Below are 22,210 nucleotides of genomic sequence, written 5' to 3'. Positions count from 1 at the left end.
CCTTGGTTTACTTCATGACCGTATTCATGGGTAAATGGCTGTTGGCAGGGTCCAGACTGTCAACGGTCGCCCATTTTCACGAAGCCCGCAAATAAGCGAGTATTCTTCATTCAAACCACACTCTCGCAGTGGTCTCGCCCATGCCATTGAGTTCGTCACCCCGGTTCGTCTCTGCTCCCCGTTAGCTCTAACCAGTGCGTGATTGGCTGTCACGCGGCGACGCCGGTGCTTCTTTTCTTATTTACCCTCACCAGATGCAAAGCTGGCTCTCTACGCGGAGACTCGGGGCAGCATCATTACTGCTGCATTGCCTTCGACTGCGGTCTATCCGTTTACTGATGCATTTTCTTATCCTCCAGAAACGCAAAAACCCCACGGCATTAACCGCAGGGTTTGGATGACTTCTTGCTGGTCGAAACGATTGAACGGATTCCCAGCGTTAGAGTTGATACTAGACGAAAATTCCGCATTTCACAACATCTATTTTCTATAAAATTTACCTTTCATGGAAAAAATCACTACTGAGTGACAGATTTTAACGCATTGTCCGCATATCCCTCCTGCCGGTGACACTCTTCTACCAACAATTCGAATAATGGCTGGATGTGATCATAAGCCGTGGTTTTCTTCACATCCCATTCGGTGCGTACACCCTCCAGCACATTAGAGAATTTAAGCCGGGCAAAACCTCTGCCTGTGCAGCGCTCACAAACTTTCATAACCGGCACGCCCTGCATCTCCGTTTCTTTCTTGTCCAGTACCTTCCCTTTCCCATGGCAGCGACACGCATTGCTGATAACACCTTTTCCGTTACAGGCTGAGCATAAAACGCGCGCAGTCTCCCGTACCGACTTCCATTCCTCCCAATAGGACGGGCAAACCCCCTTCGTGATTTTTGCCCATTTAGGCGGTTTCCCATCCGGGTACTGAACTTTATTTGTGAAAATATCTGCCTCGGTAAAGCCGTCCCCATCGCAACAGTCGCATTTGCGAACGCTTGCCGCACTACGGGCGTAATCCTGATAAGCAAAAGCGCACAGTATTTCGAGAACTCGTTGGCGTAATCCTTCATCGAGTTCAGTAACTGGTCTGAACTGTCGTGATATCTCAACGGCTGAACCATATAGAGCCTCCATTGCCCGCTCCGGGCTGCTGATGCCAATTTTTGCCAGGTAAAGATCGAAACCAAATCCGCACTTAGCATTAACGAGGCCAAGCGCGGCCATCACATCAGTACCAGTGAGATTGTCTGTAGCTGTTGCCCGCGAGGAGTCACTGAACATCGGGGACTTCGGTGCAAAGTATTTTGCGATTGATTCGAGGTTCATCGTGTTTCTCCAGCATAAGTTTTCACGTAATTCTTCAGTATTCGGTAGTCCGTCAGCACAGAACCGGGAAAGTGGTATAAGCGCAATCGCTGCCAGCGAACGCGGAGGTGATCGGCAAAGTAGGTTTCAAATGTCATGCTGCCTCCTGCTTTTTCAGTGCGCGCAAGTCGGCCAGCGCGGTGAACCTGATTTCCTCCAGTTCTTCGACTGTCCAACGGTGTGGAGTGTTATCGTTCTCGAGCGCCAGCACTGGCTCTTCGCCGTAACGTTCCACCAGCGCAGCTCGGTATGCTTCGATATTCCCAGATTTGTAGACGTTGCAAACATCACACTGAAGATGGATGTTGAAACGAGTGAAGCGCAGATGCCCGGCGGCTGCCGTGGTCCGATAATGGCCGGCATGCCAGGCGAACGCCGTTTTCGTTCCGCAGGAAATGCAGCCCCGCCCCTCTGCCAGCTCGGTTTCGCGACAGATGTCGTTAACCGCACGCTGCGTCAGGTCAATCCAGTGCTTCAGCGGCTTAACTGCAGCTTTACGCTGGCGCCAGGCTGCACGCTCTTTCTTCTCAGTGGCGCGTTGCTTGGCTGACTCCTTGCGTTGTGCGGACTCTCTGGCCTTTCTGGTCTGCTCTTTGCCGACGGCGCTGGCGCATTCGTAACCGCAAACGGTCTGCGTTTCACGCACCGGATGGAACCATTGGCGACATTCTTTATTGGAACACTTACGGCGAGGTAATTTAGCCATAATCACCCCCAGACCTTTTGGTGAAAGGTTCTTGGTGTGCGAGCCGGATGCTCGCATTCAGGCAATTTTGCGCTGACAGTCCAGGTGATGTTGTCGCGATTCAGGCTGCGCTCTACCGTGGCGCCACGACGGCGATAACTGGCCACCAGCTCGCCTGCCTGCTCGGTTGTGCATTCGTGATGGTGGAACCAAGAATATTTCATGGTCATCACCCCGCAAAGCTCATGAGCTGCGCAGCGGCGTTTTCCGCTTCACGCTGAGTCCTGAATGCCCGGGACAATACCCAGCGCCACAAAACATCGAGCGCGGCTTTGTACAGTTGCTGGAACTCGGTTTCGTCCATGTTGGCGAAAGCTATGCTGCGGGGGTGTTTACGAAGAGTTCCGTCAGGCAGTTGAATTGCGTCGTAGTGGCCTGCCTCGACAATTACCCAGGCACGGTACGCGTCAAAGGATTTACACAGGGTGATCCCATTGGTAATTCGGCGACTGGCTACCTGCTCCAGATACTGCTCGGCAGCATCCAGCAGTGCGCCTTCGTTTCCACCAAATGCCGCGAGGAATTTAGCATAGCCGGTTACAAGCTTGCGCTCATTGCTGGATATCGCCCCTCCAGTAGGTTCCCAGTATTCAAACCCGAGATTCAGGAGCGCAAAGAAACGGCGATGGAATGCGGGATTCCTCACCTGACGAAATTCGGCTACCAGTACGGCGCCAAGTTTGATTTTTGATTGCAGAATATCGCTGGTCTCCGGCGTCGCGGGGATCAGGATTCCTGAGGATTGCTTTATTAGCTGTAGTTCGTGCGCCATGGTATTCCCCGTGGCGCATAATTGTCAGGTTACTGGTTGTTCAGGCCAGTGCGAGAATTATGATTGCGTACTTGTTGTTAAGTCAATTATTAGAGGCCATTTCTCTGACAACTTCCATGATGGTATCTTTAGACCAGTACAAATCATCTCTTGAGAGCTTTCTGTTAGTTACAGATCCGTTTTTGGTTGAAAGGATATAGCGCTCACCTGATGCAAGTCTAAAAGACAAAAGTTCTCTTCCCTTCGCATCGGTTATAGTCACCCGTAAATTATCAGCAAGATCTGATAGAGCTACTTCTGCCACGTAATCCCCCTGAGCGACACACGGACACGGTTAATAATTGTCGGCAACAGCATCAAAGGGATACACATTTTTGGTATTCTGTTATCTGCGCGCCGGCTAACCCAAGTTCAGTAAAACCAGTCGTCGGCGCTTTCCCATGTTTCCTGCAGGATTTCCTCCACCTTCGTTTTATCGCCCTTATCGCCACCGAAAACAGTCAGGCTATCGCCGCCAGCCCTGCGGATAACCAGAGAACAATTTTCATATTGATTCTGAAGTCGTTTAAGCAACTCTTTCTCAAGTGCAGGTATGGCGCCGCGCGGCAGGTCTTTTGATTTGTTGATGGTAAGTTCTATCTTCATAATTCCCTCTACATCAATTCACTGTATATTTATACAGTATACCTATTGACCATCATATTCAAGTGGTTAATGGCACTTTTTGCCAAAGCCATGCCTTTGTATACACTAAGTTTTTCCGAGTATTCAGAACTTATTAATTAAGAAGGGTAAAGCCGAATGGGCAAGAAAAAACCCGCCGAAGCGGGCTGGTTTACTTCTTCGGGGTCTTTTTTCGCCATCGCTTCCAAAACCCATACTCCTGCCTGATATTGCTCTCGCAGGTAATCCTTCCGTACTTAGTCGTCGGTGGGTTAGCAATTATGCTATCCAGAGATTCTCCGGCATCAAGACGCGCATAAATTTTGTAATCAGCGGCGTCCGGGTTCTTTGGTTCTGCATTTCCAACGCTCATAGCACTCCCATTGATCAATCACATCGGAATTTACTGCATATTCTCGCCTAGCATAAAATATAATCATGCTAATGAAATGATTATAGATTAGGCTGCAACGAATTTTCTGTGACATATCTCTGGCAGGGTTGCCCGCACCAACGCTTCAGCTAACGGCTGTGGCACCGCGTTACCGCAGCGGGCAACCTACTTATCCTTGGCGTACTTCCTTGATCGATGATGTACCAATCCGGGAATCCCTGCGCGCGTTATAGCTCATATGGTTGCAGCACGCGCGTGTCATTATCAACGATGCGGTAATTTATGCAGTCTACTGACAATGGTCATTCGACCTCCTTAACGTAACTCGCTGAATACAGGAAATCGAAGGTGCATTTCTGCATCTGTGACAAGGTGAGGAGTTCAGATTGCGGCCGCATTTAAGTCCCCTTAAATGCGCAGAAGTCACCGGCGTTGTTTAAACTCTGATGACTTAATTATGGAGGGTTGATTTAAGAAAATTAATTTGCGAATAGTGACAAAACTCTAATTAAGGCATCCAGCCTTCACCGCAATTTCCCGTCTCTCTCATCCACTCATGACCGCATTCTGAGCACTTGTAATAACGCTCGTTTGCTTCGCGTCCATGATGGCTGAAGTTAACAGATTTATCACCTTGCAAGACCATGCATGCAATAGGAGGATCCCTTCGTCCGAGAGGTTGTTTATTACACACTTCACAAGTCATAAATTTCGGGCCTCACACGTTGTTCGCCTGTACAAAAGATTATACCGACAAAAAAAATGATTAAGATGCAAGCGAAATGTAAAACATGGGTATACCTCTGAAATCCGTCCTCGGTGATTTATATTTTAGCGTCAAACCCTACATGATGGGACGCAACTTCAGTAAATTTACGAACAACATCCATGGCGAAATCACCTCTCTCAGCAATTTTCCAAACCCAATGTACCACCTGCTCTGCGTTCGTTAGGCGGGAAAGAGGTATTGAATAAACCTGACCATGGATGTCTATTACCTCAAGCTCATCAAGGCATACCTTAACCAGTTCATCAAGCTCTCTTTCTCTTTCAAGAATCCTTGTAATGCTCATGCTATTTTCCACTTCCACCTCCTAATAAGCTATTTTTGATCAGCCGTTTCAATGTAACGAGGATCCGATGGCTTCGGTAAAGTTATTGACGCTTCCCGATAAAAGTTCAACCTCTCCAAAAAATAATCTCGCAAATGCGCTACCTGCTCAGCGATAACCGGCATGTTCAGGCGCTCTTTGTACGCTACGCCACTGGCAGCCAAATCAACGTTAACCTTGTCCTGCTCTTATTTCGATTTTGCTGCGATGTTATGACCTGACATGATGAATCCCCCTCGATGCTTTGAGAGGGATTATACATCAATCAGTGTCGGGTAAATTTCCATGGATGGGTAATTCTCGCATTCCTTACAGCATCATCTATCTCTTCCTGAGTTGGCTTCTCTCCGGCGAATGCGATTGTGACACCATCCAAGCTACATTGAATTGTATAAAAACGATGGTAATCTCGATCATTACTTCCATTTCTTTCAAAAATACCATCCGGTCTGTAATAAACAACACCGAGAGATTCAACGGCGTATGACAAATCCGTCACCACTGTATTATCGTTTTTATCAATCAGAATAAATGCCGACATAACCACTCCTTTTTTATTAACCCTCCCTATGAATAATATCAGCAATTTTTCACAACACAACACATACAAAAATATAAATTCCTTATATTTCAATATTATAATATAGTTTTGACGGACTTCTTTTAATACTTAATGTAATTGATAGGAATCAATTATCTTCTTGCTGCGGTGCTGCTGGGTACGCGCTACCTTCCTGTCCAAGCTCGTTGCTGCCAGTGCAAGCATTCCTGTGGTCATTTGCACGAGGGCAGCGCTTATTCCCACACTCAGGGCAAACGACAAAGCGCATGTCACTCATCTTCACTGGTCGGCAGGTGTGGCACCAGCATTTGGTTGACGTTTCCGAGATTTCCCGACAATTGTTGGTTGACGAATTTGGAATTTCCCGAAATTTGCCAGCCTGAAGCATGGCGGCGCGATGGTTTACTACCTCGATTAACGCCTCTTCGGCATCCCCCAGGCAATCAGCGATGCCACGGCGATCGCCGTCGAAGTCATTCAGATCGAGACGAATACGTGCAACTTTCTGCATTGCTGCCATCACATCATCGGGCACAGATACCGGTGCTGGCGGTGTGGTGTATAGCGGAATTACCGCATCTCCCATTGGCTGAGACAGGCACTTAAGGTGAAGCTCCCCCATCTTGGCATAAGCCAGAGTTTCCTCAGCGGCATAAAGCACAGGCTCAGCACCAAACGCTGCAATCGCCCCATCAATCACCTTCACAGCATCAGCCATTGCGTAGCCGAGATTACCGCCGTCGCTTTGTGCTGCTGCTTTTCTGAGTATTTCGCTTATCTGGTGCAGGCGATCGAGTAATACAGGACCGTGCGCCGGGTGGTTGTTAGTTGTCATGCTGATGCTCATTCTTGATATTTTTCAAACCAGAACACAACCGGCTTTTCGATTACTTCAACCAGGCCAAAGCGTTCAGCGGTGCGGAAATTCACAGACGTTTTTAATGCACGACCAGCCTGCATCGCTATCTGGTTGCGAAATTCCTCAATATCGAAAACAGATTTAAACAAGTTGCATGGAGCACATGCCGGGAACAAATTGCCGTAATTGTCATATTGAGGGCGATAAACTTCCCCTGTCTGTTTTAGCTTCCATTTCCCTTTCAGCCTGGCTTCTTCATCAATTACCAGTTTGCGATGGACAGCCTCAACATGGTCAGCATGCCAGCCTTTCTCTGGTAGTTCGCAGCCACAATAAGCACAGCGACCGCCAAACTTCATGCGTAGCTCTGCACGTTGTTTTTTCGTCAGCGCCATCTCACTCCCCCTTCACTCCAATGCCAGCGGCAATGCAGATTAGAATTGTTTTCAGTTGGTTAATCATGGCTAGCCTCGATATCTTGTCGAAGATCATCATTATTTACTCGTGCCAGTACGAAGGACTGATAGTCCAGTTTGTCCATGATCGCGTCATGATCCACACCGTAAATGGAACAAAAGCGTAAATAATCAGGTAAGTAGACATCCATTTTACGTAGCGTCATCGTCAGTGTCGTAGCTTCGTAACCATTAAGTACATGCGCCATCAGGTCCGCTTTTTTAGTTTCTAAATCTGATATGCGCTTCTCTGCGGCCTCAAGTAACTCCTGTTTATCACGTAGAGATTCTTCCAGTTCAGCAACATGACATTCGCTATCAATGAGGTTGTTCTCTGCGGATTTCAGCTCATTCAGCATAGATGATTGAGCCTTTTGCCAAAGCTCCCAAGCCTTTTGCATGGTTGGTGAAACGTAATACCCAAAGCGCTTGAATTGACTGGTGACTTTAACGGCATGGGTTTCGTTGTAATATTCCTCAAATTCTTCGCGCGACCTTAACGCCTGTTTGTTGAGTGCTGTCATGCTGCATGCTCCTGTTTTCGCTGCGCTACCGGGTTAACCCAGAGGCATTCGGTGCGTACTTTAGTACCTCGCCCTGCGCTGATTCGTGATGTTTTTTCTGTCTTACTCCAGCCAGTTAGCATGTCGTTATAAACCTCAGTGTCATACCCACTTATCATCACCATGCCTGTCATCGTTCTGGCCACAGCGAGCAATTGTTCATGGCCTTCAACGGTCATTTCGTGGTTGTAATAGCGATTACCCTGTACTCGCGTTTCCGGCACATATGGCGGGTCGATATAATGGAGCGTTGTCTCTGCGTCATGGGCTCGCATCACCGCCAGTGCGTCTTTATTCTCGATAATGACACCCTGCAGGCGCTGACATATCGCAGCCAAATTTGCCGGATAACGTTCCCACAGGTGCGAGGCAGTAGCGTATTTGCGCTTGCTGTCGCTGCGGAATCCTGACTGACCTCCGATACCAGCAGCAGAACCAAAACCCATACAAGCACGCACAACCATTCGGCGGGCACGTTCTACCGGATCGGATGTCGCCTCTCTCGCAGCGCAAAATTCATCGCGGGAATATGGCGTCAATGCGCAGGTATCCTGCAGGCGTTGGTTCAGTTCCGGGTTACGCAGGACGCGGAACAGGTTTACCACCTCACCATCAAGATCGTTATAAACCTCTGCATAGCTGCGTGGCTTTTGCAGTAGCACTCCTGCTGCGCCGCCGAATGGCTCTACATAGCAAACATGCTCTGGCATCTGATCGATAATCCATGGCGCCAGGCGGAACTTACCACCGTGATAACGAACTGCGGGATGTTTGATCGGCGCCTGTTTGTTGAGTGCTGTCATTGGGCTGCCTCCTGCTTCTGCTTGTTGTATACGGCCCAGCTCAGAGCATCGAGCTTGTCACGGCCTGCTTTGTCGTACATGTGGATGCCGTCTTTGCAGGCGTGTTCCTGCTTAACCTGTTCTTCAAGGGCGCTTATCTCTTCGTAAGACAGGGTTGCCAGTTTCAGGCGATTCCAGCCGAAGTTGCGGATTCGTGTCATGACTGCACTCCTTTGCGAAGTTGGGCGGCGAATCGTGGAGCATGAGTGTCGCGGACTACTTCGATGGCTCTTGTGAATCCATCCTCGTAACATTTTTCATCCCGAAAGCTATATGGACTACCGAGTGTTTTAGCAAAAAGCTCAACAGCACTAGCACCAGCCTCGTTGCACACTTCAGCCAGGTACGCGTCGGTGGCTGGGGTTTCAGGCATGCAGTCAGCAGCATCGAAATACTCTTCGCTTTTATCATCCCAAATCCAGCAATCACTTTTGATAAACTTGTTCAGCCCCGCATTCTCCGCCGCCAGCTCCCTGCACTTGCTCTCGGCGTTAGCGAGCTGTACTGTCAGTTCTGTGAACTTTTGCTCTGATGCCGTTTCCGCTTCTTGCCATCCCATCCACATAGCCTGGAGCATCAGGTAAAGTTTCGAGTCGTAAATATCACTTTCGACATACTCACCATCTTCAAAATCTGGAAACGTTACTTCAGCTCCAACTACATGATCCGCAAACCATGTTTCAAACCGCTCTCTGCTTGTCATACTTCTGCCCTCCCGTAAAACGCCAGAACCCGCTGCATTGCCGGACTTGTGCGGCATACTGATGTGACCATGTTTTTTCTCATGCTCGATTTGAGCTGCTTGATATTCTGCTCACCACCGGGCTGAAGCATGTAGACCGGGCGATGCGGCTCGCCAGTGCGGATTACTACCGCTCTGCGTACCAGGTGAAGCAGCAGGTTGTGTGCCTTCTTGCAGTCGCATCCCAGCAGGTTCTGAACCTGACGCGGCGTTACGGTCTGGTTAGCCCGAAGAAAATCAACTATTGCCCACAGTGATTTGCTTGCCATAGTGTTTTGCCCTCGAATTTATTTGACGATCCGGAGATGGCTAACGTTCTTGCGATAGCTGCCCCAGTCAAAGTTCACCCACATCCCGCCATCCATCTGTAGACGGTCGATAACCCGCGCGCCCAACGCTCCGAGAAGTTCTTCGTGGTTCAGGTTCGTCAGGATCCCCACCGGACGCATCGACGACAGGCGACGGTCGATAACCTGATTCAGAATGACTTTCTCGCCGTTGCTACCGCGCTGAATACCGACTTCATCCAGTACCAGCAGATCAACTTTGCAGAGGTCATCCAGCAATGCGGACTCTGACTGACCACCGTCGTAGCACTCGCGAACGCGTAGCATCAGGTCAGGGATAGTGACTACCAGCACGCTATACCCTCCAGACAGCAGATGATTTCCGATCGCAGCCGCCAGATGGTTTTTCCCGGTACCAGGACTACCGCTGAACACGAAGCTCGCGAACCCAGCGCCGAAATTTTGTGCGTAGCTCTTTGCCATCGTGAAGGCTTTGCGCTGCCCTTCCCCGGATACCTGGTAATTCGCGAAGGTGCAACTGCGGTGCAGGCTTTGAATTCCCGAGCGACCGAAGATTTTCTCTGTCCGGACTTTCCGATTCAGCCTGTCCAGTTCTTCACACCGCTTCAGGCCCTCTTCCCGCTGCCACGCCAGCAACTCTGCTGCACTTGTGAACTTCGGCTGAACGCCTGGTGGAATGAGTTTTTTCAGGCGCTCGAGCGCACTTCCGGTACCAACTATGTTTTTCATCGCTACCCCCTGAATCCGGTCGGAATCGCTTTATCTGGCTGAGAAATTTTGTTCGGATCCCGTTTTCCATCAGGTGCCGCGAAATACCACGACTCTTCGTAGTGCTTTGAGGGGCCAAAAAACGTGGAGGCCTGTTTCACATACTCGGTGTTAAGTTTCCCAGCAGCAGTTACGTAATCCGCGTATCGCCGAACACCATCGGTAAGCTCCTGCACTGTTGCGCCGGATTTAATACGTGCATTCCAGGCTTTGAACGCATCAGCTTTGCTGTTACCACCGGCGCGTTTGGGATATTCCTGCCACGCCAGTTCAAAATCATCCGTGTAAGTATTTTTCCCCCGGGGTGTGGCGGCGCCATGCCCCAAAATATCTTTATCCTGATCTTGTTCCTGATCCTGTTCCTGATCTTGGCTTCGTAGCCCCTTCGAAGCCCCTTCAGAAATTTGGCGCGATTCACGTTTTAAATTGAGGTGAAAATCTGTTTTATAACGTTCATAAAATGATGATAAAAAAGGGTTTTCAGGTAATGACATATATTCATTCCTGACACCAGCACAGCGGTTATCCCCTGGCTTCAGCGATCGACCAACCTGATAAGCGGCCATCTCATGCACCCAAACCATCTCAGTGTCCTCGTCATAGCTACAAAATCCCGCTTCAATGGAGCTTTTTAGCCCCTTCGAAGCCCCTTCCAAGCCCAGACCCGTTTCATGGGCTATGTACAGAATTGGCAGGTAATACAACCCGAGCATATTTGCGTGTGGCGAGGTCATCAGATAGAACGAAACCACCTGCGCCTCCGCGCCTTGTTTCCTCAGTTCACGGCCTGTTTTTCCAAGCCAGAACTGAGGCGCAACGGTTGCGTAATCACGCATAAAAACCTCTTAATCGCTAAAGTGGTGGCCCATCTATCTTTCTGAAGGCTGATTTTTCTGACATAATTTCCTCGCAATGAGTACGCAACGAATTGCACCTGAAAGCCGTTGGTGTTCCCGCACCGCGGCTTTCGCCATTTTTGAACCGGTCATATAGCCCCCAGCATCATCTGCACCATTTCCATCAACGGACCGGTTAACCCAGGGTCAACGCGATACATCTCCACGATCCCCTCGCTCAACTCTTTCAGCTTCTGATGACGTGGCGCATCCATTGCGACAGCAATCTTCGCTTCGCTGGTTTCCTTCTCCAGCCTTGCCATACGAGCCATTACGTTGTCTTCTGGTAGCAGACGATTGCGGTATTCAATCGGCAGGACAGCGAGGATTGCCGGAGTCAGCTGGCGAACGTTTTCGCGGTACCGTTCGCTGTTGAAATGGTTATCCAGAAAGCGGAAAAGCTTCTGACGCTGTCGGCTGAGGTCATCAGGGAAAGTGATCTCGTCTCCCCCTTGAGCCTGGTACTCTTCGATGATCAGAGCAGAAACGACATCCTGACCATCTGCACCCGCCCATGAACGAACGGCATCACGAATATCTTCGTGACACGGCCCCTTATATGTTTGAGCGCGATTTATCATTCCCGCTCGAGGAATGTCGCTATCATTCTGAAAAGTAAGTGTCTGCATAGTGAAACCTCCTAACGTGGTAAACCGTCTGTTGGATTTGGATATGCACTCGGATCGATTTCATGTGGGGTTACTTGCCAGTTGAGGATTCGACAAAGCGGCAAGATTCGACCATGTGGAATTTTCCCCTTTCTCAGCCACTTACCTACAGCCTGAGAAGAAATACCAAAGCACTCTCCGATTCCTACTTGTGTCATGTAGCTGCTGATTTTGTCTTTTAGTTGGTTGTCCATTTCTTGTCCTAGCTGTTTGTTTTGGTGATTGGAGAATAGCACTTAAAACTTTTGGTTCCAATAAAAATCAAACCAATAGTTCTAGTGAACTGTAAAACCAATGGTTGTAAAATGAGAATATGAATAAAAATCCTCACCCTGTATTTGCTAAGAGAATCCATCAAGTGATGGAGGAAAACGGCTGGAGCATGGCTGACCTTGCGAGGCGCGTAATGCTTTCGCATACTTCTGTGCGTAAGTGGGCTAATGGCGCGGCAACCGCAAGCGGTGAGCGCTTAAAAAGGTTAGCGGCTGTAACTGGAAGACCAGAGTATTGGTTTTTTATGGAGCCAGGGAGTGAGGATGAGAATGGTGAAGAAGTGTCAACTCCTCCACGCGTTCTCGATGAAAGAGAGGAAACACTGCTATCCCTCTTCAACCAATTACCAGACGCAGAAAAGCTGCGACTGATTATTCACACCAGAGGTGTGGTCAGAGAGATGGATCTGCTTAAAAATGATGTATACGACATCATCAACGACTTGAAGAAATAGACCCGTTTCAAACCAGCAACACAACAAGACACCGTCATGGTGTCTTTTTTTATTCCCAAATAGAACTTTTAGTTCCATTTTTAACTTTACACATCGAACCATTGGTTGTATCTTCAGCTCATCGACAACAAGCGCATTGTTGTCAGGTTCAAGAAACGTTCCGCCAGCCTGGCGACAAGGGCAAAACAGAGGAGTGAGCTTCGCGGTGGCGAATTGCAGAGTTAAAACGCTCAACCGTGAAGATCAGCACCACGGCGCCACCAGCGAAGTTCACTCAGAAAACTGGAGAACATCATGGTTCATCAGCACTACGGTACACAGACAGTAAACCGCGGCGCAGTTCAGCCGGGGATGCTCGTCAAACACAAAGACTCAACCTGGACGGCATCAGCTAACGCTCGCGGACGTTTGTATCTACATCGCGGCGTGGAGATGACTTACACCAAGGATTTGCTGGTTGAAGTTTATCTGAACGGTCTGGGGCATGGACTCAGCCACTAGCGGAGGATGTCATGTTAGACAAGAAATGCGGTTATTGCGGCAAACCGGTTGAACCGGAAGAAGTAATCAAGAGCACCCTTCTCTATCGCAACGGCTCACAGCTGGCGCGCAAAGAAAAAGAGTATTGCTCCAAACGTTGCGCTTCGCACGACCAGATGGCTCACGAAGGCTAACGTAAAACCCGCGCAAGGCGGGATCTACGTCCGGTGGTACCGACCAAAGTTACACCGGAAACAACATTAAAACCAAAGTTAACCCAATGGGCGCTATCAATGGTCCGGGGATTCTAACACCCAAAAATGAGGATCTCACATGGAATTCTTTAATGTGGTTAAAGCCACTCAGAAATCCGGAAAGCAAGATGCAGTGGTCTGGTTCACTGCTAAAACCGAGGCTCGCGCCAACCTGATGCTGGATGTTGCGCTGGAAGATGCTGGCATCGAAACAGGTCGCGGTAAGGACTACGCCAAACCGATACGCACTGATTTTCCTGTTGTTGATGACCTGCCAGAAGAAGGCGAAGTTGATTTCACCTGGTGTGAACGTTACGAACTGGCCGAAGACCAGCGCACCTGGAATGTGAAATTGAAAGCTGATGATGCGGCGCAGGAAGAAAACCATCAGTCTGATGACAATGTCGTTGATGGTGAAACTGGCCATGCAGACGAATCTCAGCAGTCAGAGCAGCCGAACCTGATCGTCGTAGCCACCCTGCCATTCCGTCAGCGCGTACTGGCTCAGTTCATCGGTGAAGGTGAATATCTCTATCACGTCGACGCCGGGCAGAAAAACGAGATTGTCCGCCTTGAGATGGACACTGATGACGCGTACGCCCAAAACCTGCTGCTGGCCGCTGAGAATGTGGAAGCATTCAAACAAGCGATTGAACACGATATTCATAAAGTCGTGAATGCCGTTAAGAAAGTCTTCCCTGTCGACGGTAAAAAACCGGAGCTGGCAACAGTTATTCAGTTCCTGACGGTGTGGTTCAAAACTGAATACATCGATCGCGGCCTGCTGGTCAAGGAATGGCAGAAAGGCAATCGTGTAACAACCATTAATCGCACACCTTCAGGTGCGAAGGCCGGCGGCGGCATTGCCTCTGACCGTAAATTCCCGCAAACCATTCTCGGTCTGGAGCATGAGATTGCTCTGGCGTTACGTGCTCGTGACCGCGAATTTGATATTTACAACGTCCCTCTGGATATAGAACTGCAGGCAAACTCCATCATGAATAAGATGGACGATCCCGAATGGCTGGCGACTCGAGAGAGATTCGTTTCAATTCCTGGTGGCCTGGACTACTCACGTGCCTGCATCATCGCAACAGTAAAAACCACACCAGAAGGGCTTTATGCTGATCCTGTAAAACACCAAGAATATTTGAATAGAGTACTTACGGAAACCGACCACGCCAACCCAGATCCATTGCTCGTTGATATAGCCTGCGGTCGTTCGTCTATGCCTGTACCTATGAAACAGGAAAAAGTAACGGCCGAAGAGGTAAACAAAATTCTTGCAGCTTCCCGCGGCGAATATGTCGAGGGGATTAGTGACCCTACAGACCCGAAATGGATCACAGAAGACCTCGCATTAACCGCCCAACAAATAGATGACCGTTCACCACTTAATGAGGAAACCACCAGCGATGTGCAGATGGAAGAAACTGTCAGTGATGAAGAACAGGCTGGTAATGAAGTGCAGTCAGGCGAAAGCAGTCTGGAAACTGGTGAAGAGTCACATACCGGCCAGCAAGCCGATGTGAAACAAAAACCAGAAAACGCGCATCAGAATGATGAATCTGCGCATCAAAACCCCCAAAAAGTGAATCAAACCGAGCCAGAAGCGCAATCTGACGAACCGGCTGTTGTGTATCCCGCTTACTTTGAGCCAGGCCGCTATGAAGGGTTGCCGAACGAGGTTTATCACGCAGCGAACGGTATCAGCTCAACCCAGGTGAAAGACGCACGTGTGTCGCTGATGTACTTCAACGCGCACCACGTTGAGAAAACCATTATCAAAGAACGTTCTCCTGTTCTGGATATGGGCAATCTGGTTCATGCACTGGCTTTGCAGCCCGAGCAACTCGATGAAGAGTTCAGCGTTGAGCCCGCAATTCCGGAAGGCGCATTCACCACCACGGCAACGATCCGCGCGTTTATCGATGAGTACAACGCAGGTCTGCCAGCGCTGCTGAGCGCTGACGACATCAAAACATTGCTCGAAGAATACAACGCCGCTCTGCCTGCTCAAGTGCCGCTGGGTGGTTCAGTCGAGGAAACTGGCCAGAGCTATATGTCGCTGCCAGAAGAGTACCAGCGTATCGAAGCGGACCAGAAACAGACCGCAACGGCAATGAAGGCCTGCATCAAGGAATACAACGCTACTCTGCCTGCACAGGTGAAAAGCAGCGGTAGCCGTGACGCGTTACTCGAGCAGCTGGCAATCATCAATCCTGACTTAGTGGCGCAGGAAGCGCAGAAGCCTGCGCCGTTGAAAGTGTCTGGTACCAAAGCAGATCTGATTCAGGCCGTGAAGTCTGTTAATCCGGACGCCGTATTCGCCGACGAGCTGTTGGATGCGTGGCGCGAGAATCCGCATGGGAAAGTGCTGGTCACCCGCCAGCAACTGAGCACTGCACTGAGCATTCAGAAAGCCCTGCTCGAGCACCCGACCGCGGGCAAGTTGCTGACACACCCGAGCCGCGCCGTTGAGGTGAGCTACTTTGGATTTGACGACGAAACCGGACTCGAAGTTCGTGTGCGCCCGGATCTGGAAATCGACCTGGACGGGGTGCGCATCGGTGCCGATCTGAAAACCATTAGCATGTGGAACGTTAAGCAGGAAGGCCTGCGCGCCAAACTGCACCGGGAAATCATCGACCGTGACTACCACCTGAGCGCGGCTATGTATTGCGAGACCGCCGCACTGGACCAGTTCTTCTGGATTTTCGTCAACAAAGACGAGAACTACCACTGGATCGCCATCATCGAGGCATCCGCCGAACTGCTGGAGCTGGGCATGCTTGAGTACCGCAAGGCGATGCGCGCCATCGCTACCGGCTTTGACACTGGCGAATGGCCAGCGCCGATCATCGCTGATTACACCGACGAACTGAACGACTTCGACCTGCGCCGCCTTGAAGCGCTGCGCACTCAGGCATAAGGGGAATGAAGATGCAAAACACTAACGTAACTGTAGCTGACCAGAACGCCGTGATTAACTCCAACGTGGCCCTGTTTGATTCCCAGTATCTGAACGCCATCAGCGCGTTTGCTCAAATTATGGCGCAGGGTGCGGCGACAGTCCCCAGACACCTGCAGGGAAATCAGGCTGACTGCATGGCAGTAGCGATGCAGGCGGCACAATGGCAGATGAATCCCTTTGCCGTAGCGCAGAAAACGCACCTGATTAACGGCGTTCTCGGATACGAAGCGCAACTGGTAAATGCCGTTATTTCACGCAGCGGCGTGCTGGCAAACCGCTTTGAATACGAGTGGTACGGACCATGGGAAAAAGTAGTTGGGAAATTCCAGATTCGTAAAGGCGACAAAGGAGAATACCGTGTTCCTGGCTGGACTCTTGCGGACGAAACGGGCATTGGCATCATCATCCGCGCAACGCTGAAAGGTGAAGACCAACCGAGGGAACTTGACCTGTTACTGGCACAAGCAAGGACTCGTAATTCAACACTTTGGGCTGACGACCCTCGCCAGCAGATCGCTTATCTCGCCGTGAAACGCTGGGCAAGACTGTTCTGCCCGGATGTAATTCTCGGCGTGTATACCCCTGATGAACTGGATGATCGCCGTGAAGAGCGAGAAGTTAACCCTGCTTCGGTGCAACACGTTAGCCTGTCTGAAATTTCAGGTGACACCATAACAACCACGCAGAGCAAGCAGGAAAAATCAGGAAACATCGACTCACTGGCTGATGATTTCCGCGAGCGTATAGATGCCGCACAGGATGTTGATAGCGCTAAAGCGCTGCGCGCTGATATCGAAAGCGCGAAGGTTACTCTGGGTTCAGCCCTGTTCACTGAGCTGAAGAACAAGGCGGTGAAACGTTATTACCTGGTTGATTCACGAAACAAGGTCGAAGCAGCGATCAACTCCCTGCCGTCTCCAGACGAACAGGATGCAGCAGCGCGTTTCGGGGAAGTTGAGCGAGTTCTTGCGGCGGCCAAACGTCACCTGGGCGATGAGCTGCATGATCAGTTCAGCATCACCCTGGCCGATATGAAACCGGAATACGTGGGCTAACAGATTTGGGAGGGTTCGCCCTCCCATTGAGGAGATGTAATGCGACTGATTAACCGAGGCAATCAGCAATCCCCGTTAGCGCGTCAGGCATGCGACATCGCGCTGGCCACTCATCACGAACGCTACGGCGACTACGGGCGCAGCAAGATGAAAGAGACATACACGGTTAGAGTTGAAGGTGTGAAGGTCTGGGTAGAAGTAGTGAACCGCAAGGCGAGCTACGTGGCCACGGCTATGACAGGTATGCGTCGGTTGCGCGCGCTGCCTGGTCAGGTGAGTTAATATTACTTTTATAAATGGCCCAGTACGGGCCATTGGAGAAAAACGATGGATGATATTTTGCTGACGTCAGACCTGACCAGTCGATACAAAATCTCACGTAAAACCCTTTGGTCATGGCAAAGCACAGAAACCATGCCGCGGGGTTTTGTGAAGCCGTTCCCTGCTCCTGATTTTCCTGGCAACCCAAACCGCTGGAAGTCGGAGTCAATCAAAGAGTGGGAAGGTGTGAAGCAGCCAATTAACTGAATGGCTCACCAATGATACTTTCAAGATGGCTCTGCCAAACGTGGAGCCAATGTTTTTGGTCATCGATGTAGTCGTGCAGATTATAGTGAGCCATTACACCGACCATCTGATGACCAAGTAGTTTTTCAATTACATGCGGAGGACAGCCAAGTTCTGAGAGGTTTGTCGCGATCGTTCTCCTCATATCATGGAGAGACCAGGGTTCCATTCCCGCAGCAGACCAAATATACCTCGCGTAGTTTGAAGCGACTGGCGAATGTACTGGGAAGTCTTTGATTTCACCATCCAGTAAGCGCTGTGAGGTGACTAAATGTTTTGTGTTGATCTTCTCAAGATGATTTTTGACCAACCCCACCGCAGCATCAGAAAGAGCCCTTCTCATGTGTACTCGTGTTTTGTAACTTCCAGCTGGAACTATCCACTCATTTTCATTCAGTCTAAACCACGACCTTTCGCTTAATCGAATTTCTGCCGTTCTACAGCCGGTCAGCATAATAAACTTCACAAGAAATACGGATTCTATCGACATGCGATTTTGCAGCCAGCGATAAATTGCCACCAGTTCACTGTCATCCAGACGCCGTGTTCTCTTTTTCGGCTTTTGCCCGACATCAGTGGGTAGCAACCCCTCGAGCGGGTTAGTCGATATAACGCCCCTGTTGATACAGAACCTGAATGAGCGCTTGCACAGTGAAAGCATATAGTGGGCCATTACCCTGCTTTCAATCTGATCAAATACATCTATCCAGTGCATTTTTGTCGAGTTATCGACTTTGACGTTCCGCATCGGTTCGGCGATATGTTTGGCGAATACCAGCTGATAATAATCCGTCTTTGTGAGTTGATTCGCGATGCAGTGTTTCTCGATCCAATAATTGAAGGCTTCAGCCACTGTCATAGAACCTTCGCGAGATAATTTTTCCAGCTTCACTTGCTCGCGAGGATCTAAACCTTCAGTTAGCCACGTTCTGAACTGCTGACGCCTTTCCCTTGCCTGAGCAATGCTCATTGCTGGATAATCACCGACATTGAGTTTTACAGCTTTACCAGCCCACCTGTATCGGTAGAAGAAAGAAACTTTTCCAGCCTGGCTGATCCTTGCGTTGAGTCCGTGAGAATCTGAAATGGTTTCGATATCATCGCGCTTCTTGCCAAGGGTCTTCCTGAGCTTTGTGTCAGTGATCATTGAATGGGTACACATTTGGCTTTTGAGTACGCAAAAGTGTACACAAAACTCGTTGCTCTAAGCTACCCGCAATGTAACACTTGTACTCAAAGTGTGATGATTGGAAGGCCGAAAGGCAGGTAATAGAAGGCGTTAGCGTAACAGAACGTTTTTACGCGGAATTCTTCGAAATAGGCCGAATGACAATACAAGAAAGTATTTTAAAAACAGTACGAAAGCAGACATTGGGCACCACCAGCGGTGCCCTTTTGAGATCAGATACTGTGGATTGCAAACAGCAACGAGTTACGTTGATGATTCAGAATACACTTTCTGATGCTATGGATACGCATGTTACGACGCGATTGTCCTTCAAGCCAACGTGCTTTACGGCGGCTAGCCTGACGCTGCATCCGCCAGCGTCCCACTTCCGTTCTACTACGCTTCATGTTAACTACTCTTCCAGTCACTGAGCGGCCATTATAACGCCACACCGAATGCAGGCCAGTGGTTTTCCCGTGTTTTTATTTGCCAGATTTATCCTGATGCGTAAACTCTTAACAATACGCTTTCAAAAGGATTTTTAAATTTATGACAACCTTCTACACCGTGGTGAGTTGGCTGGTCATTCTGGGTTACTGGGTACTCATTGCTGGCGTCACATTACGCATTCTAATGAAGCGACGCGCAGTGCCCTCCGCAATGGCATGGCTGTTGATCATCTATATACTGCCATTGGTAGGGATCATAGCTTATCTGTCCTTCGGTGAACTCCACCTGGGTAAACGCCGCGCCGAACGCGCCCGGGCAATGTGGCCTTCCACGGCCAAATGGCTGAACGACCTCAAAGCCTGTGAACATATTTTCGCACAGGAAAACAGCAGCGTTGCTTCTTCATTATTTAAGCTGTGCGAGCGTCGTCAGGGAATCGCCGGCGTTAAGGGGAATCAACTGCAGCTGCTCACCAGTTCCGATGACGTGATGCAGGCGCTGATCCGTGATATTCAACTGGCGCGTCATAATATCGAGATGGTGTTCTACATCTGGCAACCGGGAGGTATGGCCGATCAGGTTGCCGAGTCGTTAATGGCGGCCGCCAGAAGAGGCGTTCACTGCCGCCTGATGCTGGACTCTGCGGGCAGCGTGGCATTCTTCCGCAGCCCGTGGGCGGCGATGATGCGTAACGCGGGTATTGAAGTCGTCGAAGCCCTCAAGGTTAACCTGATGCGTGTGTTTTTGCGCCGGATGGACCTGCGCCAACACCGTAAGATGGTGATGATCGACAACTATATTGCTTATACCGGCAGCATGAACATGGTCGACCCGCGCTTCTTTAAGCAGGATGCGGGCGTGGGTCAATGGGTCGATTTAATGGCGAGAATGGAAGGACCTGTTGCCACCGCGATGGGCATCGTCTATTCCTGCGACTGGGAAATTGAAACCGGGAAACGCATTTTACCCCCGCCGCCGGACGTCAATATCATGCCGTTTGAGCAGGCCAGCGGTCACACCATTCACACTATCGCCTCGGGACCAGGTTTCCCTGAAGATTTGATCCATCAGGCGCTATTAACTGCTGCTTATTCGGCGCGTGAATATTTAATTATGACCACGCCCTATTTCGTCCCCAGCGATGATTTACTGCATGCGATCTGTACGGCCGCACAGCGTGGGGTCGACGTCAGTATCATTCTTCCGCGTAAGAATGATTCTCTGCTGGTTGGCTGGGCAAGCCGGGCCTTTTTCACCGAACTGCTGGCTGCGGGCGTCAAAATATATCAGTTCGAAGGCGGCTTGCTGCACACCAAGAGCGTACTGGTTGATGGCGAACTGAGCCTGGTCGGTACAGTTAACCTGGATATGCGCAGTTTGTGGCTGAATTTTGAAATCACGCTGGTTATTGATGACGCAGGATTCGGGGGCGACCTCGCCGCAGTGCAGGATGATTATATTTCGCGTTCACGCCTTCTTGACGCTCGTTTGTGGGTAAAACGACCACTCTGGCAGCGGATTGCCGAGCGACTGTTTTACTTCTTTAGCCCGTTGCTGTAAAACGTGCCAATCAGACAGTAAACAGGTAGTCATTATGGATATGGATTTGAACAACCGCCTGACCGAAGACGAAACGCTTGAGCAGGCTTACGATATTTTTCTCGAACTGGCTGCAGACAACCTCGATCCAGCAGATATCATTCTGTTCAATTTGCAGTTTGAAGAGCGCGGCGGTGCAGAATTATTTGACCCGGCAGAGGACTGGCAGGAACACGTCGATTTTGACCTGAATCCTGACTTCTTTGCCGAAGTGGTGATTGGTCTGGCAGATACAGAAGACGGCGAGATTAACGATATTTTTGCCCGCGTTCTGTTGTGTCGCGAAAAAGATCACAAGCTCTGCCACATTCTCTGGCGCGAATAATTAAAAAAAGCTGCTCTCGCAGCTTTTTTACTTTTAGCCCGGTAATTTGCTTCCGCACCGGTTACAAAACTGCGCGCTGTGCTCATGCTGACTTTGCTGACACTGCGGACATTTACGCTGATTCTGCCGATGCTGGAACGCACTGCTCATATGCGTCGTTATCAAACCTGTCGGGATCGCAATCACGGAATAACCGATCAAAATCAGCACTGACGCTACCATACGCCCGAGCGGCGTGTGGGGCGTGATATCGCCATAGCCGACGGTGGTTACCGTGACGATGGCCCAATACACTGATGCATTCAGCGTACTAAAACCATATTTGGGTCCTTCAATCAGATACATTAGCGCGCCGAATACAATCATCAGAATGGCAATAAATGAATAGAACAAGATTAGCTGATGCCGGGCGCTTTTTATTGCGCTCCAGAATATACGCAGAGAAGGCATAAAGCGCAGCAGTTTGAGAATTCGCAGGACACGCAGAACACGCATCGCCCGCCAGGCGAAAACATAACTCAGACTGATTTCCGGCCATAACCACATCACATACAGTGGCAGAATGGTGGCAAGATCAATAATCCCCCAGAAGCTAAATACATATTTAGCGGGATTAGCCCAGCAGCATAATCGCAACAGATATTCGAGAGTAAAGACCAGAGTGATAAAGACTTCCAGCCAGACAAATACGCGCCACTCCTCAAAGGTCAAATGGTATTGCGTCCCGACCCCGGACTCAACGAAGATAACAATCACGCTGAGCAGCGCGAACAGTGCGCACATACCTTCAAAACGGCGCCCCGAGCGTGTGTCTAAATCAAATAATGTACGATAAAGCGTACGGCGAACAGAAGAAACTAAGCCAGACACAAATACCTCACCAAAAAGAAGGGCT

31 protein-coding genes and 3 pseudogenes are annotated in these 22,210 nt (G+C 49.8%); 9 read left to right on the top strand and 25 right to left on the bottom strand.

Annotated elements, in window-relative coordinates; translation table 11 throughout:
* Positions 1-518: 518 nt before the first annotated feature.
* The 22 genes and pseudogenes from AC534G_RS11805 to AC534G_RS11700 all read right to left on the bottom strand — a co-directional run bounded on the left by AC534G_RS11805 (position 519) and on the right by AC534G_RS11700 (position 11,910).
* Positions 519-1,328, bottom strand: a complete 810-nt coding sequence (locus AC534G_RS11805; protein WP_496594566.1) for an antitermination protein Q — start codon at positions 1,326-1,328, stop codon at positions 519-521.
* The gene (locus AC534G_RS11800; RefSeq protein WP_096756861.1) at positions 1,325-1,465 is read right to left on the bottom strand and encodes a YlcG family protein; all 141 of its coding nucleotides are present in this window, start codon (positions 1,463-1,465) and stop codon (positions 1,325-1,327) included. Before AC534G_RS11800 ends, AC534G_RS11805 begins: the two co-directional genes overlap by 4 nt.
* The gene (locus tag AC534G_RS11795) at positions 1,462-2,073 is read right to left on the bottom strand and encodes a recombination protein NinG (protein WP_496594565.1); all 612 of its coding nucleotides are present in this window, start codon (positions 2,071-2,073) and stop codon (positions 1,462-1,464) included. Before AC534G_RS11795 ends, AC534G_RS11800 begins: the two co-directional genes overlap by 4 nt.
* 2 nt (positions 2,074-2,075) lie before the next feature.
* Entirely contained in the window at positions 2,076-2,282 is a 207-nt protein-coding gene (locus AC534G_RS11790) for a hypothetical protein (protein ID WP_496594605.1), read from the bottom strand.
* Positions 2,282-2,884 carry a DUF1367 family protein gene (locus AC534G_RS11785; protein WP_496594564.1) on the bottom strand — a complete coding sequence of 201 codons (603 nt, stop codon included), beginning with the start codon at positions 2,882-2,884 and terminating at the stop codon, positions 2,282-2,284. The genes AC534G_RS11790 and AC534G_RS11785 overlap by 1 nt, the downstream gene beginning before the upstream one ends.
* Before the next feature lie 82 nt (positions 2,885-2,966).
* Positions 2,967-3,188 carry a hypothetical protein gene (locus AC534G_RS11780; protein ID WP_496594563.1) on the bottom strand — a complete coding sequence of 74 codons (222 nt, stop codon included), beginning with the start codon at positions 3,186-3,188 and terminating at the stop codon, positions 2,967-2,969.
* Between the two features lie 107 nt (positions 3,189-3,295).
* Complete coding sequence (locus AC534G_RS11775; protein WP_032944444.1) at positions 3,296-3,529, bottom strand: DinI family protein; 234 nt, start codon at positions 3,527-3,529, stop codon at positions 3,296-3,298.
* A gap of 478 nt (positions 3,530-4,007) precedes the next feature.
* Positions 4,008-4,234: pseudogene (locus tag AC534G_RS11770) on the bottom strand (DNA cytosine methyltransferase); the annotation flags it as partial.
* Positions 4,235-4,765: 531 nt separating this feature from the next.
* Positions 4,766-5,026, bottom strand: a complete 261-nt coding sequence (locus AC534G_RS11765) for a hypothetical protein (RefSeq protein WP_496594562.1) — start codon at positions 5,024-5,026, stop codon at positions 4,766-4,768.
* Between the two features lie 17 nt (positions 5,027-5,043).
* A pseudogene (locus tag AC534G_RS11760) lies at positions 5,044-5,277 on the bottom strand (DNA polymerase III subunit theta).
* Positions 5,278-5,318: 41 nt separating this feature from the next.
* Positions 5,319-5,594, bottom strand: a complete 276-nt coding sequence (locus AC534G_RS11755) for a hypothetical protein (protein WP_496594561.1) — start codon at positions 5,592-5,594, stop codon at positions 5,319-5,321.
* 148 nt (positions 5,595-5,742) lie between these two features.
* On the bottom strand, positions 5,743-6,450 hold the full coding sequence (locus tag AC534G_RS11750) for a hypothetical protein (protein WP_496594560.1): 708 nt from the start codon (positions 6,448-6,450) through the stop codon (positions 5,743-5,745).
* Between the two features lie 8 nt (positions 6,451-6,458).
* On the bottom strand, positions 6,459-6,869 hold the full coding sequence (locus AC534G_RS11745) for an HNH endonuclease (RefSeq protein WP_496594559.1): 411 nt from the start codon (positions 6,867-6,869) through the stop codon (positions 6,459-6,461).
* A 295-nt stretch (positions 6,870-7,164) separates the two neighbouring features.
* Positions 7,165-7,453, bottom strand: a pseudogene (locus AC534G_RS11740) (phiTE_015 family protein); the annotation flags it as partial.
* Positions 7,450-8,295, bottom strand: a complete 846-nt coding sequence (locus AC534G_RS11735; RefSeq protein ID WP_462566479.1) for a DNA adenine methylase — start codon at positions 8,293-8,295, stop codon at positions 7,450-7,452. The pseudogene AC534G_RS11740 and the gene AC534G_RS11735, both read right to left, overlap by 4 nt.
* A complete protein-coding gene (locus tag AC534G_RS11730) occupies positions 8,292-8,495 on the bottom strand; it encodes a hypothetical protein (RefSeq protein WP_069601988.1) in 204 nt (67 codons plus the stop codon). The genes AC534G_RS11735 and AC534G_RS11730 overlap by 4 nt, the downstream gene beginning before the upstream one ends.
* Positions 8,492-9,037 (bottom strand): hypothetical protein, encoded by a 546-nt coding sequence (locus AC534G_RS11725; protein ID WP_496594558.1) that lies wholly within the window; start codon positions 9,035-9,037, stop codon positions 8,492-8,494. The genes AC534G_RS11730 and AC534G_RS11725 overlap by 4 nt, the downstream gene beginning before the upstream one ends.
* A complete protein-coding gene (locus AC534G_RS11720; RefSeq protein WP_496594557.1) occupies positions 9,034-9,345 on the bottom strand; it encodes a hypothetical protein in 312 nt (103 codons plus the stop codon). The genes AC534G_RS11725 and AC534G_RS11720 overlap by 4 nt, the downstream gene beginning before the upstream one ends.
* 18 nt (positions 9,346-9,363) lie before the next feature.
* Positions 9,364-10,113: an ATP-binding protein gene (locus AC534G_RS11715; protein WP_496594556.1), complete on the bottom strand. Its 750-nt coding sequence runs from the start codon at positions 10,111-10,113 to the stop codon at positions 9,364-9,366.
* A 2-nt stretch (positions 10,114-10,115) separates the two neighbouring features.
* Complete coding sequence (locus AC534G_RS11710) at positions 10,116-10,988, bottom strand: LvrA C-terminal domain-related protein (RefSeq protein WP_496594555.1); 873 nt, start codon at positions 10,986-10,988, stop codon at positions 10,116-10,118.
* Between the two features lie 149 nt (positions 10,989-11,137).
* Entirely contained in the window at positions 11,138-11,677 is a 540-nt protein-coding gene (locus tag AC534G_RS11705; RefSeq protein WP_496594554.1) for a toxin YdaT domain-containing protein, read from the bottom strand.
* A gap of 11 nt (positions 11,678-11,688) precedes the next feature.
* Positions 11,689-11,910: a helix-turn-helix domain-containing protein gene (locus AC534G_RS11700; RefSeq protein WP_097727139.1), complete on the bottom strand. Its 222-nt coding sequence runs from the start codon at positions 11,908-11,910 to the stop codon at positions 11,689-11,691.
* A 119-nt stretch (positions 11,911-12,029) separates the two neighbouring features.
* On the opposite strand from AC534G_RS11700, the gene AC534G_RS11695 reads away from it, so the two are divergent.
* From AC534G_RS11695 to AC534G_RS11665, 7 genes are all read left to right on the top strand, one after another.
* The gene (locus AC534G_RS11695; protein ID WP_153690469.1) at positions 12,030-12,443 is read left to right on the top strand and encodes a helix-turn-helix domain-containing protein; all 414 of its coding nucleotides are present in this window, start codon (positions 12,030-12,032) and stop codon (positions 12,441-12,443) included.
* A gap of 294 nt (positions 12,444-12,737) precedes the next feature.
* Positions 12,738-12,944 carry a hypothetical protein gene (locus tag AC534G_RS11690; protein WP_001568763.1) on the top strand — a complete coding sequence of 69 codons (207 nt, stop codon included), beginning with the start codon at positions 12,738-12,740 and terminating at the stop codon, positions 12,942-12,944.
* Positions 12,945-12,955: 11 nt separating this feature from the next.
* Positions 12,956-13,117 (top strand): YdaE family protein, encoded by a 162-nt coding sequence (locus AC534G_RS11685; protein WP_200028297.1) that lies wholly within the window; start codon positions 12,956-12,958, stop codon positions 13,115-13,117.
* A 139-nt stretch (positions 13,118-13,256) separates the two neighbouring features.
* Complete coding sequence (locus AC534G_RS11680) at positions 13,257-16,109, top strand: RecE family exodeoxyribonuclease (RefSeq protein WP_496594553.1); 2,853 nt, start codon at positions 13,257-13,259, stop codon at positions 16,107-16,109.
* Between the two features lie 11 nt (positions 16,110-16,120).
* On the top strand, positions 16,121-17,206 hold the full coding sequence (locus tag AC534G_RS11675; RefSeq protein WP_496594552.1) for a RecT family recombinase: 1,086 nt from the start codon (positions 16,121-16,123) through the stop codon (positions 17,204-17,206).
* 39 nt (positions 17,207-17,245) lie between these two features.
* A complete protein-coding gene (locus AC534G_RS11670; RefSeq protein ID WP_005121071.1) occupies positions 17,246-17,488 on the top strand; it encodes a DUF4060 family protein in 243 nt (80 codons plus the stop codon).
* Between the two features lie 45 nt (positions 17,489-17,533).
* On the top strand, positions 17,534-17,734 hold the full coding sequence (locus AC534G_RS11665) for an excisionase (protein ID WP_279268630.1): 201 nt from the start codon (positions 17,534-17,536) through the stop codon (positions 17,732-17,734).
* Here AC534G_RS11665 and AC534G_RS11660 read toward each other — a convergent pair.
* Positions 17,727-18,920 (bottom strand): tyrosine-type recombinase/integrase, encoded by a 1,194-nt coding sequence (locus AC534G_RS11660; RefSeq protein ID WP_496594551.1) that lies wholly within the window; start codon positions 18,918-18,920, stop codon positions 17,727-17,729. The two genes, AC534G_RS11665 and AC534G_RS11660, sit on opposite strands and share 8 nt — an antisense overlap.
* A 254-nt stretch (positions 18,921-19,174) precedes the next feature.
* Positions 19,175-19,348 (bottom strand): YciY family protein, encoded by a 174-nt coding sequence (locus AC534G_RS11655; RefSeq protein WP_087856120.1) that lies wholly within the window; start codon positions 19,346-19,348, stop codon positions 19,175-19,177.
* Positions 19,349-19,490: 142 nt separating this feature from the next.
* Between AC534G_RS11655 and cls the strand changes: the two genes are divergently transcribed.
* Complete coding sequence (cls, locus tag AC534G_RS11650) at positions 19,491-20,951, top strand: cardiolipin synthase (protein WP_038641094.1); 1,461 nt, start codon at positions 19,491-19,493, stop codon at positions 20,949-20,951.
* 34 nt (positions 20,952-20,985) lie between these two features.
* Positions 20,986-21,315: an HI1450 family dsDNA-mimic protein gene (locus AC534G_RS11645; RefSeq protein WP_003020691.1), complete on the top strand. Its 330-nt coding sequence runs from the start codon at positions 20,986-20,988 to the stop codon at positions 21,313-21,315.
* A 33-nt stretch (positions 21,316-21,348) separates the two neighbouring features.
* On the opposite strand, the gene AC534G_RS11640 is transcribed toward AC534G_RS11645, so the two are convergent.
* On the bottom strand, positions 21,349-22,185 hold the full coding sequence (locus tag AC534G_RS11640; protein WP_038641095.1) for an ion transporter: 837 nt from the start codon (positions 22,183-22,185) through the stop codon (positions 21,349-21,351).
* Positions 22,186-22,210 lie beyond the last annotated feature (25 nt).

This window comes from Citrobacter sp. CRE-46 (genome assembly GCF_059615875.1).
This window is presented reverse-complemented; position numbering and strand designations above follow the sequence as displayed.

Coding starts and splice junctions, on each gene's coding strand:
- AC534G_RS11680 (WP_496594553.1), top strand. CDS start 13,257: ATGGAATTCTTTAATGTGGTTAAAGCCACTCAGAAATCCGGAAAGCAA.
- AC534G_RS11775 (WP_032944444.1), bottom strand. CDS start 3,529: ATGAAGATAGAACTTACCATCAACAAATCAAAAGACCTGCCGCGCGGC.
- AC534G_RS11805 (WP_496594566.1), bottom strand. CDS start 1,328: ATGAACCTCGAATCAATCGCAAAATACTTTGCACCGAAGTCCCCGATG.
- AC534G_RS11750 (WP_496594560.1), bottom strand. CDS start 6,450: ATGACAACTAACAACCACCCGGCGCACGGTCCTGTATTACTCGATCGC.
- AC534G_RS11710 (WP_496594555.1), bottom strand. CDS start 10,988: ATGCGTGATTACGCAACCGTTGCGCCTCAGTTCTGGCTTGGAAAAACA.
- AC534G_RS11670 (WP_005121071.1), top strand. CDS start 17,246: ATGCGACTGATTAACCGAGGCAATCAGCAATCCCCGTTAGCGCGTCAG.
- AC534G_RS11645 (WP_003020691.1), top strand. CDS start 20,986: ATGGATATGGATTTGAACAACCGCCTGACCGAAGACGAAACGCTTGAG.
- AC534G_RS11730 (WP_069601988.1), bottom strand. CDS start 8,495: ATGACACGAATCCGCAACTTCGGCTGGAATCGCCTGAAACTGGCAACC.
- AC534G_RS11665 (WP_279268630.1), top strand. CDS start 17,534: ATGGATGATATTTTGCTGACGTCAGACCTGACCAGTCGATACAAAATC.
- AC534G_RS11800 (WP_096756861.1), bottom strand. CDS start 1,465: ATGACATTTGAAACCTACTTTGCCGATCACCTCCGCGTTCGCTGGCAG.
- AC534G_RS11700 (WP_097727139.1), bottom strand. CDS start 11,910: ATGGACAACCAACTAAAAGACAAAATCAGCAGCTACATGACACAAGTA.
- AC534G_RS11685 (WP_200028297.1), top strand. CDS start 12,956: ATGTTAGACAAGAAATGCGGTTATTGCGGCAAACCGGTTGAACCGGAA.
- AC534G_RS11785 (WP_496594564.1), bottom strand. CDS start 2,884: ATGGCGCACGAACTACAGCTAATAAAGCAATCCTCAGGAATCCTGATC.
- cls (WP_038641094.1), top strand. CDS start 19,491: ATGACAACCTTCTACACCGTGGTGAGTTGGCTGGTCATTCTGGGTTAC.
- AC534G_RS11695 (WP_153690469.1), top strand. CDS start 12,030: ATGAATAAAAATCCTCACCCTGTATTTGCTAAGAGAATCCATCAAGTG.
- AC534G_RS11675 (WP_496594552.1), top strand. CDS start 16,121: ATGCAAAACACTAACGTAACTGTAGCTGACCAGAACGCCGTGATTAAC.
- AC534G_RS11720 (WP_496594557.1), bottom strand. CDS start 9,345: ATGGCAAGCAAATCACTGTGGGCAATAGTTGATTTTCTTCGGGCTAAC.
- AC534G_RS11725 (WP_496594558.1), bottom strand. CDS start 9,037: ATGACAAGCAGAGAGCGGTTTGAAACATGGTTTGCGGATCATGTAGTT.
- AC534G_RS11715 (WP_496594556.1), bottom strand. CDS start 10,113: ATGAAAAACATAGTTGGTACCGGAAGTGCGCTCGAGCGCCTGAAAAAA.
- AC534G_RS11795 (WP_496594565.1), bottom strand. CDS start 2,073: ATGGCTAAATTACCTCGCCGTAAGTGTTCCAATAAAGAATGTCGCCAA.
- AC534G_RS11690 (WP_001568763.1), top strand. CDS start 12,738: ATGGTTCATCAGCACTACGGTACACAGACAGTAAACCGCGGCGCAGTT.
- AC534G_RS11755 (WP_496594561.1), bottom strand. CDS start 5,594: ATGTCGGCATTTATTCTGATTGATAAAAACGATAATACAGTGGTGACG.
- AC534G_RS11660 (WP_496594551.1), bottom strand. CDS start 18,920: ATGATCACTGACACAAAGCTCAGGAAGACCCTTGGCAAGAAGCGCGAT.
- AC534G_RS11655 (WP_087856120.1), bottom strand. CDS start 19,348: ATGAAGCGTAGTAGAACGGAAGTGGGACGCTGGCGGATGCAGCGTCAG.
- AC534G_RS11790 (WP_496594605.1), bottom strand. CDS start 2,282: ATGACCATGAAATATTCTTGGTTCCACCATCACGAATGCACAACCGAG.
- AC534G_RS11705 (WP_496594554.1), bottom strand. CDS start 11,677: ATGCAGACACTTACTTTTCAGAATGATAGCGACATTCCTCGAGCGGGA.
- AC534G_RS11745 (WP_496594559.1), bottom strand. CDS start 6,869: ATGGCGCTGACGAAAAAACAACGTGCAGAGCTACGCATGAAGTTTGGC.
- AC534G_RS11735 (WP_462566479.1), bottom strand. CDS start 8,295: ATGACAGCACTCAACAAACAGGCGCCGATCAAACATCCCGCAGTTCGT.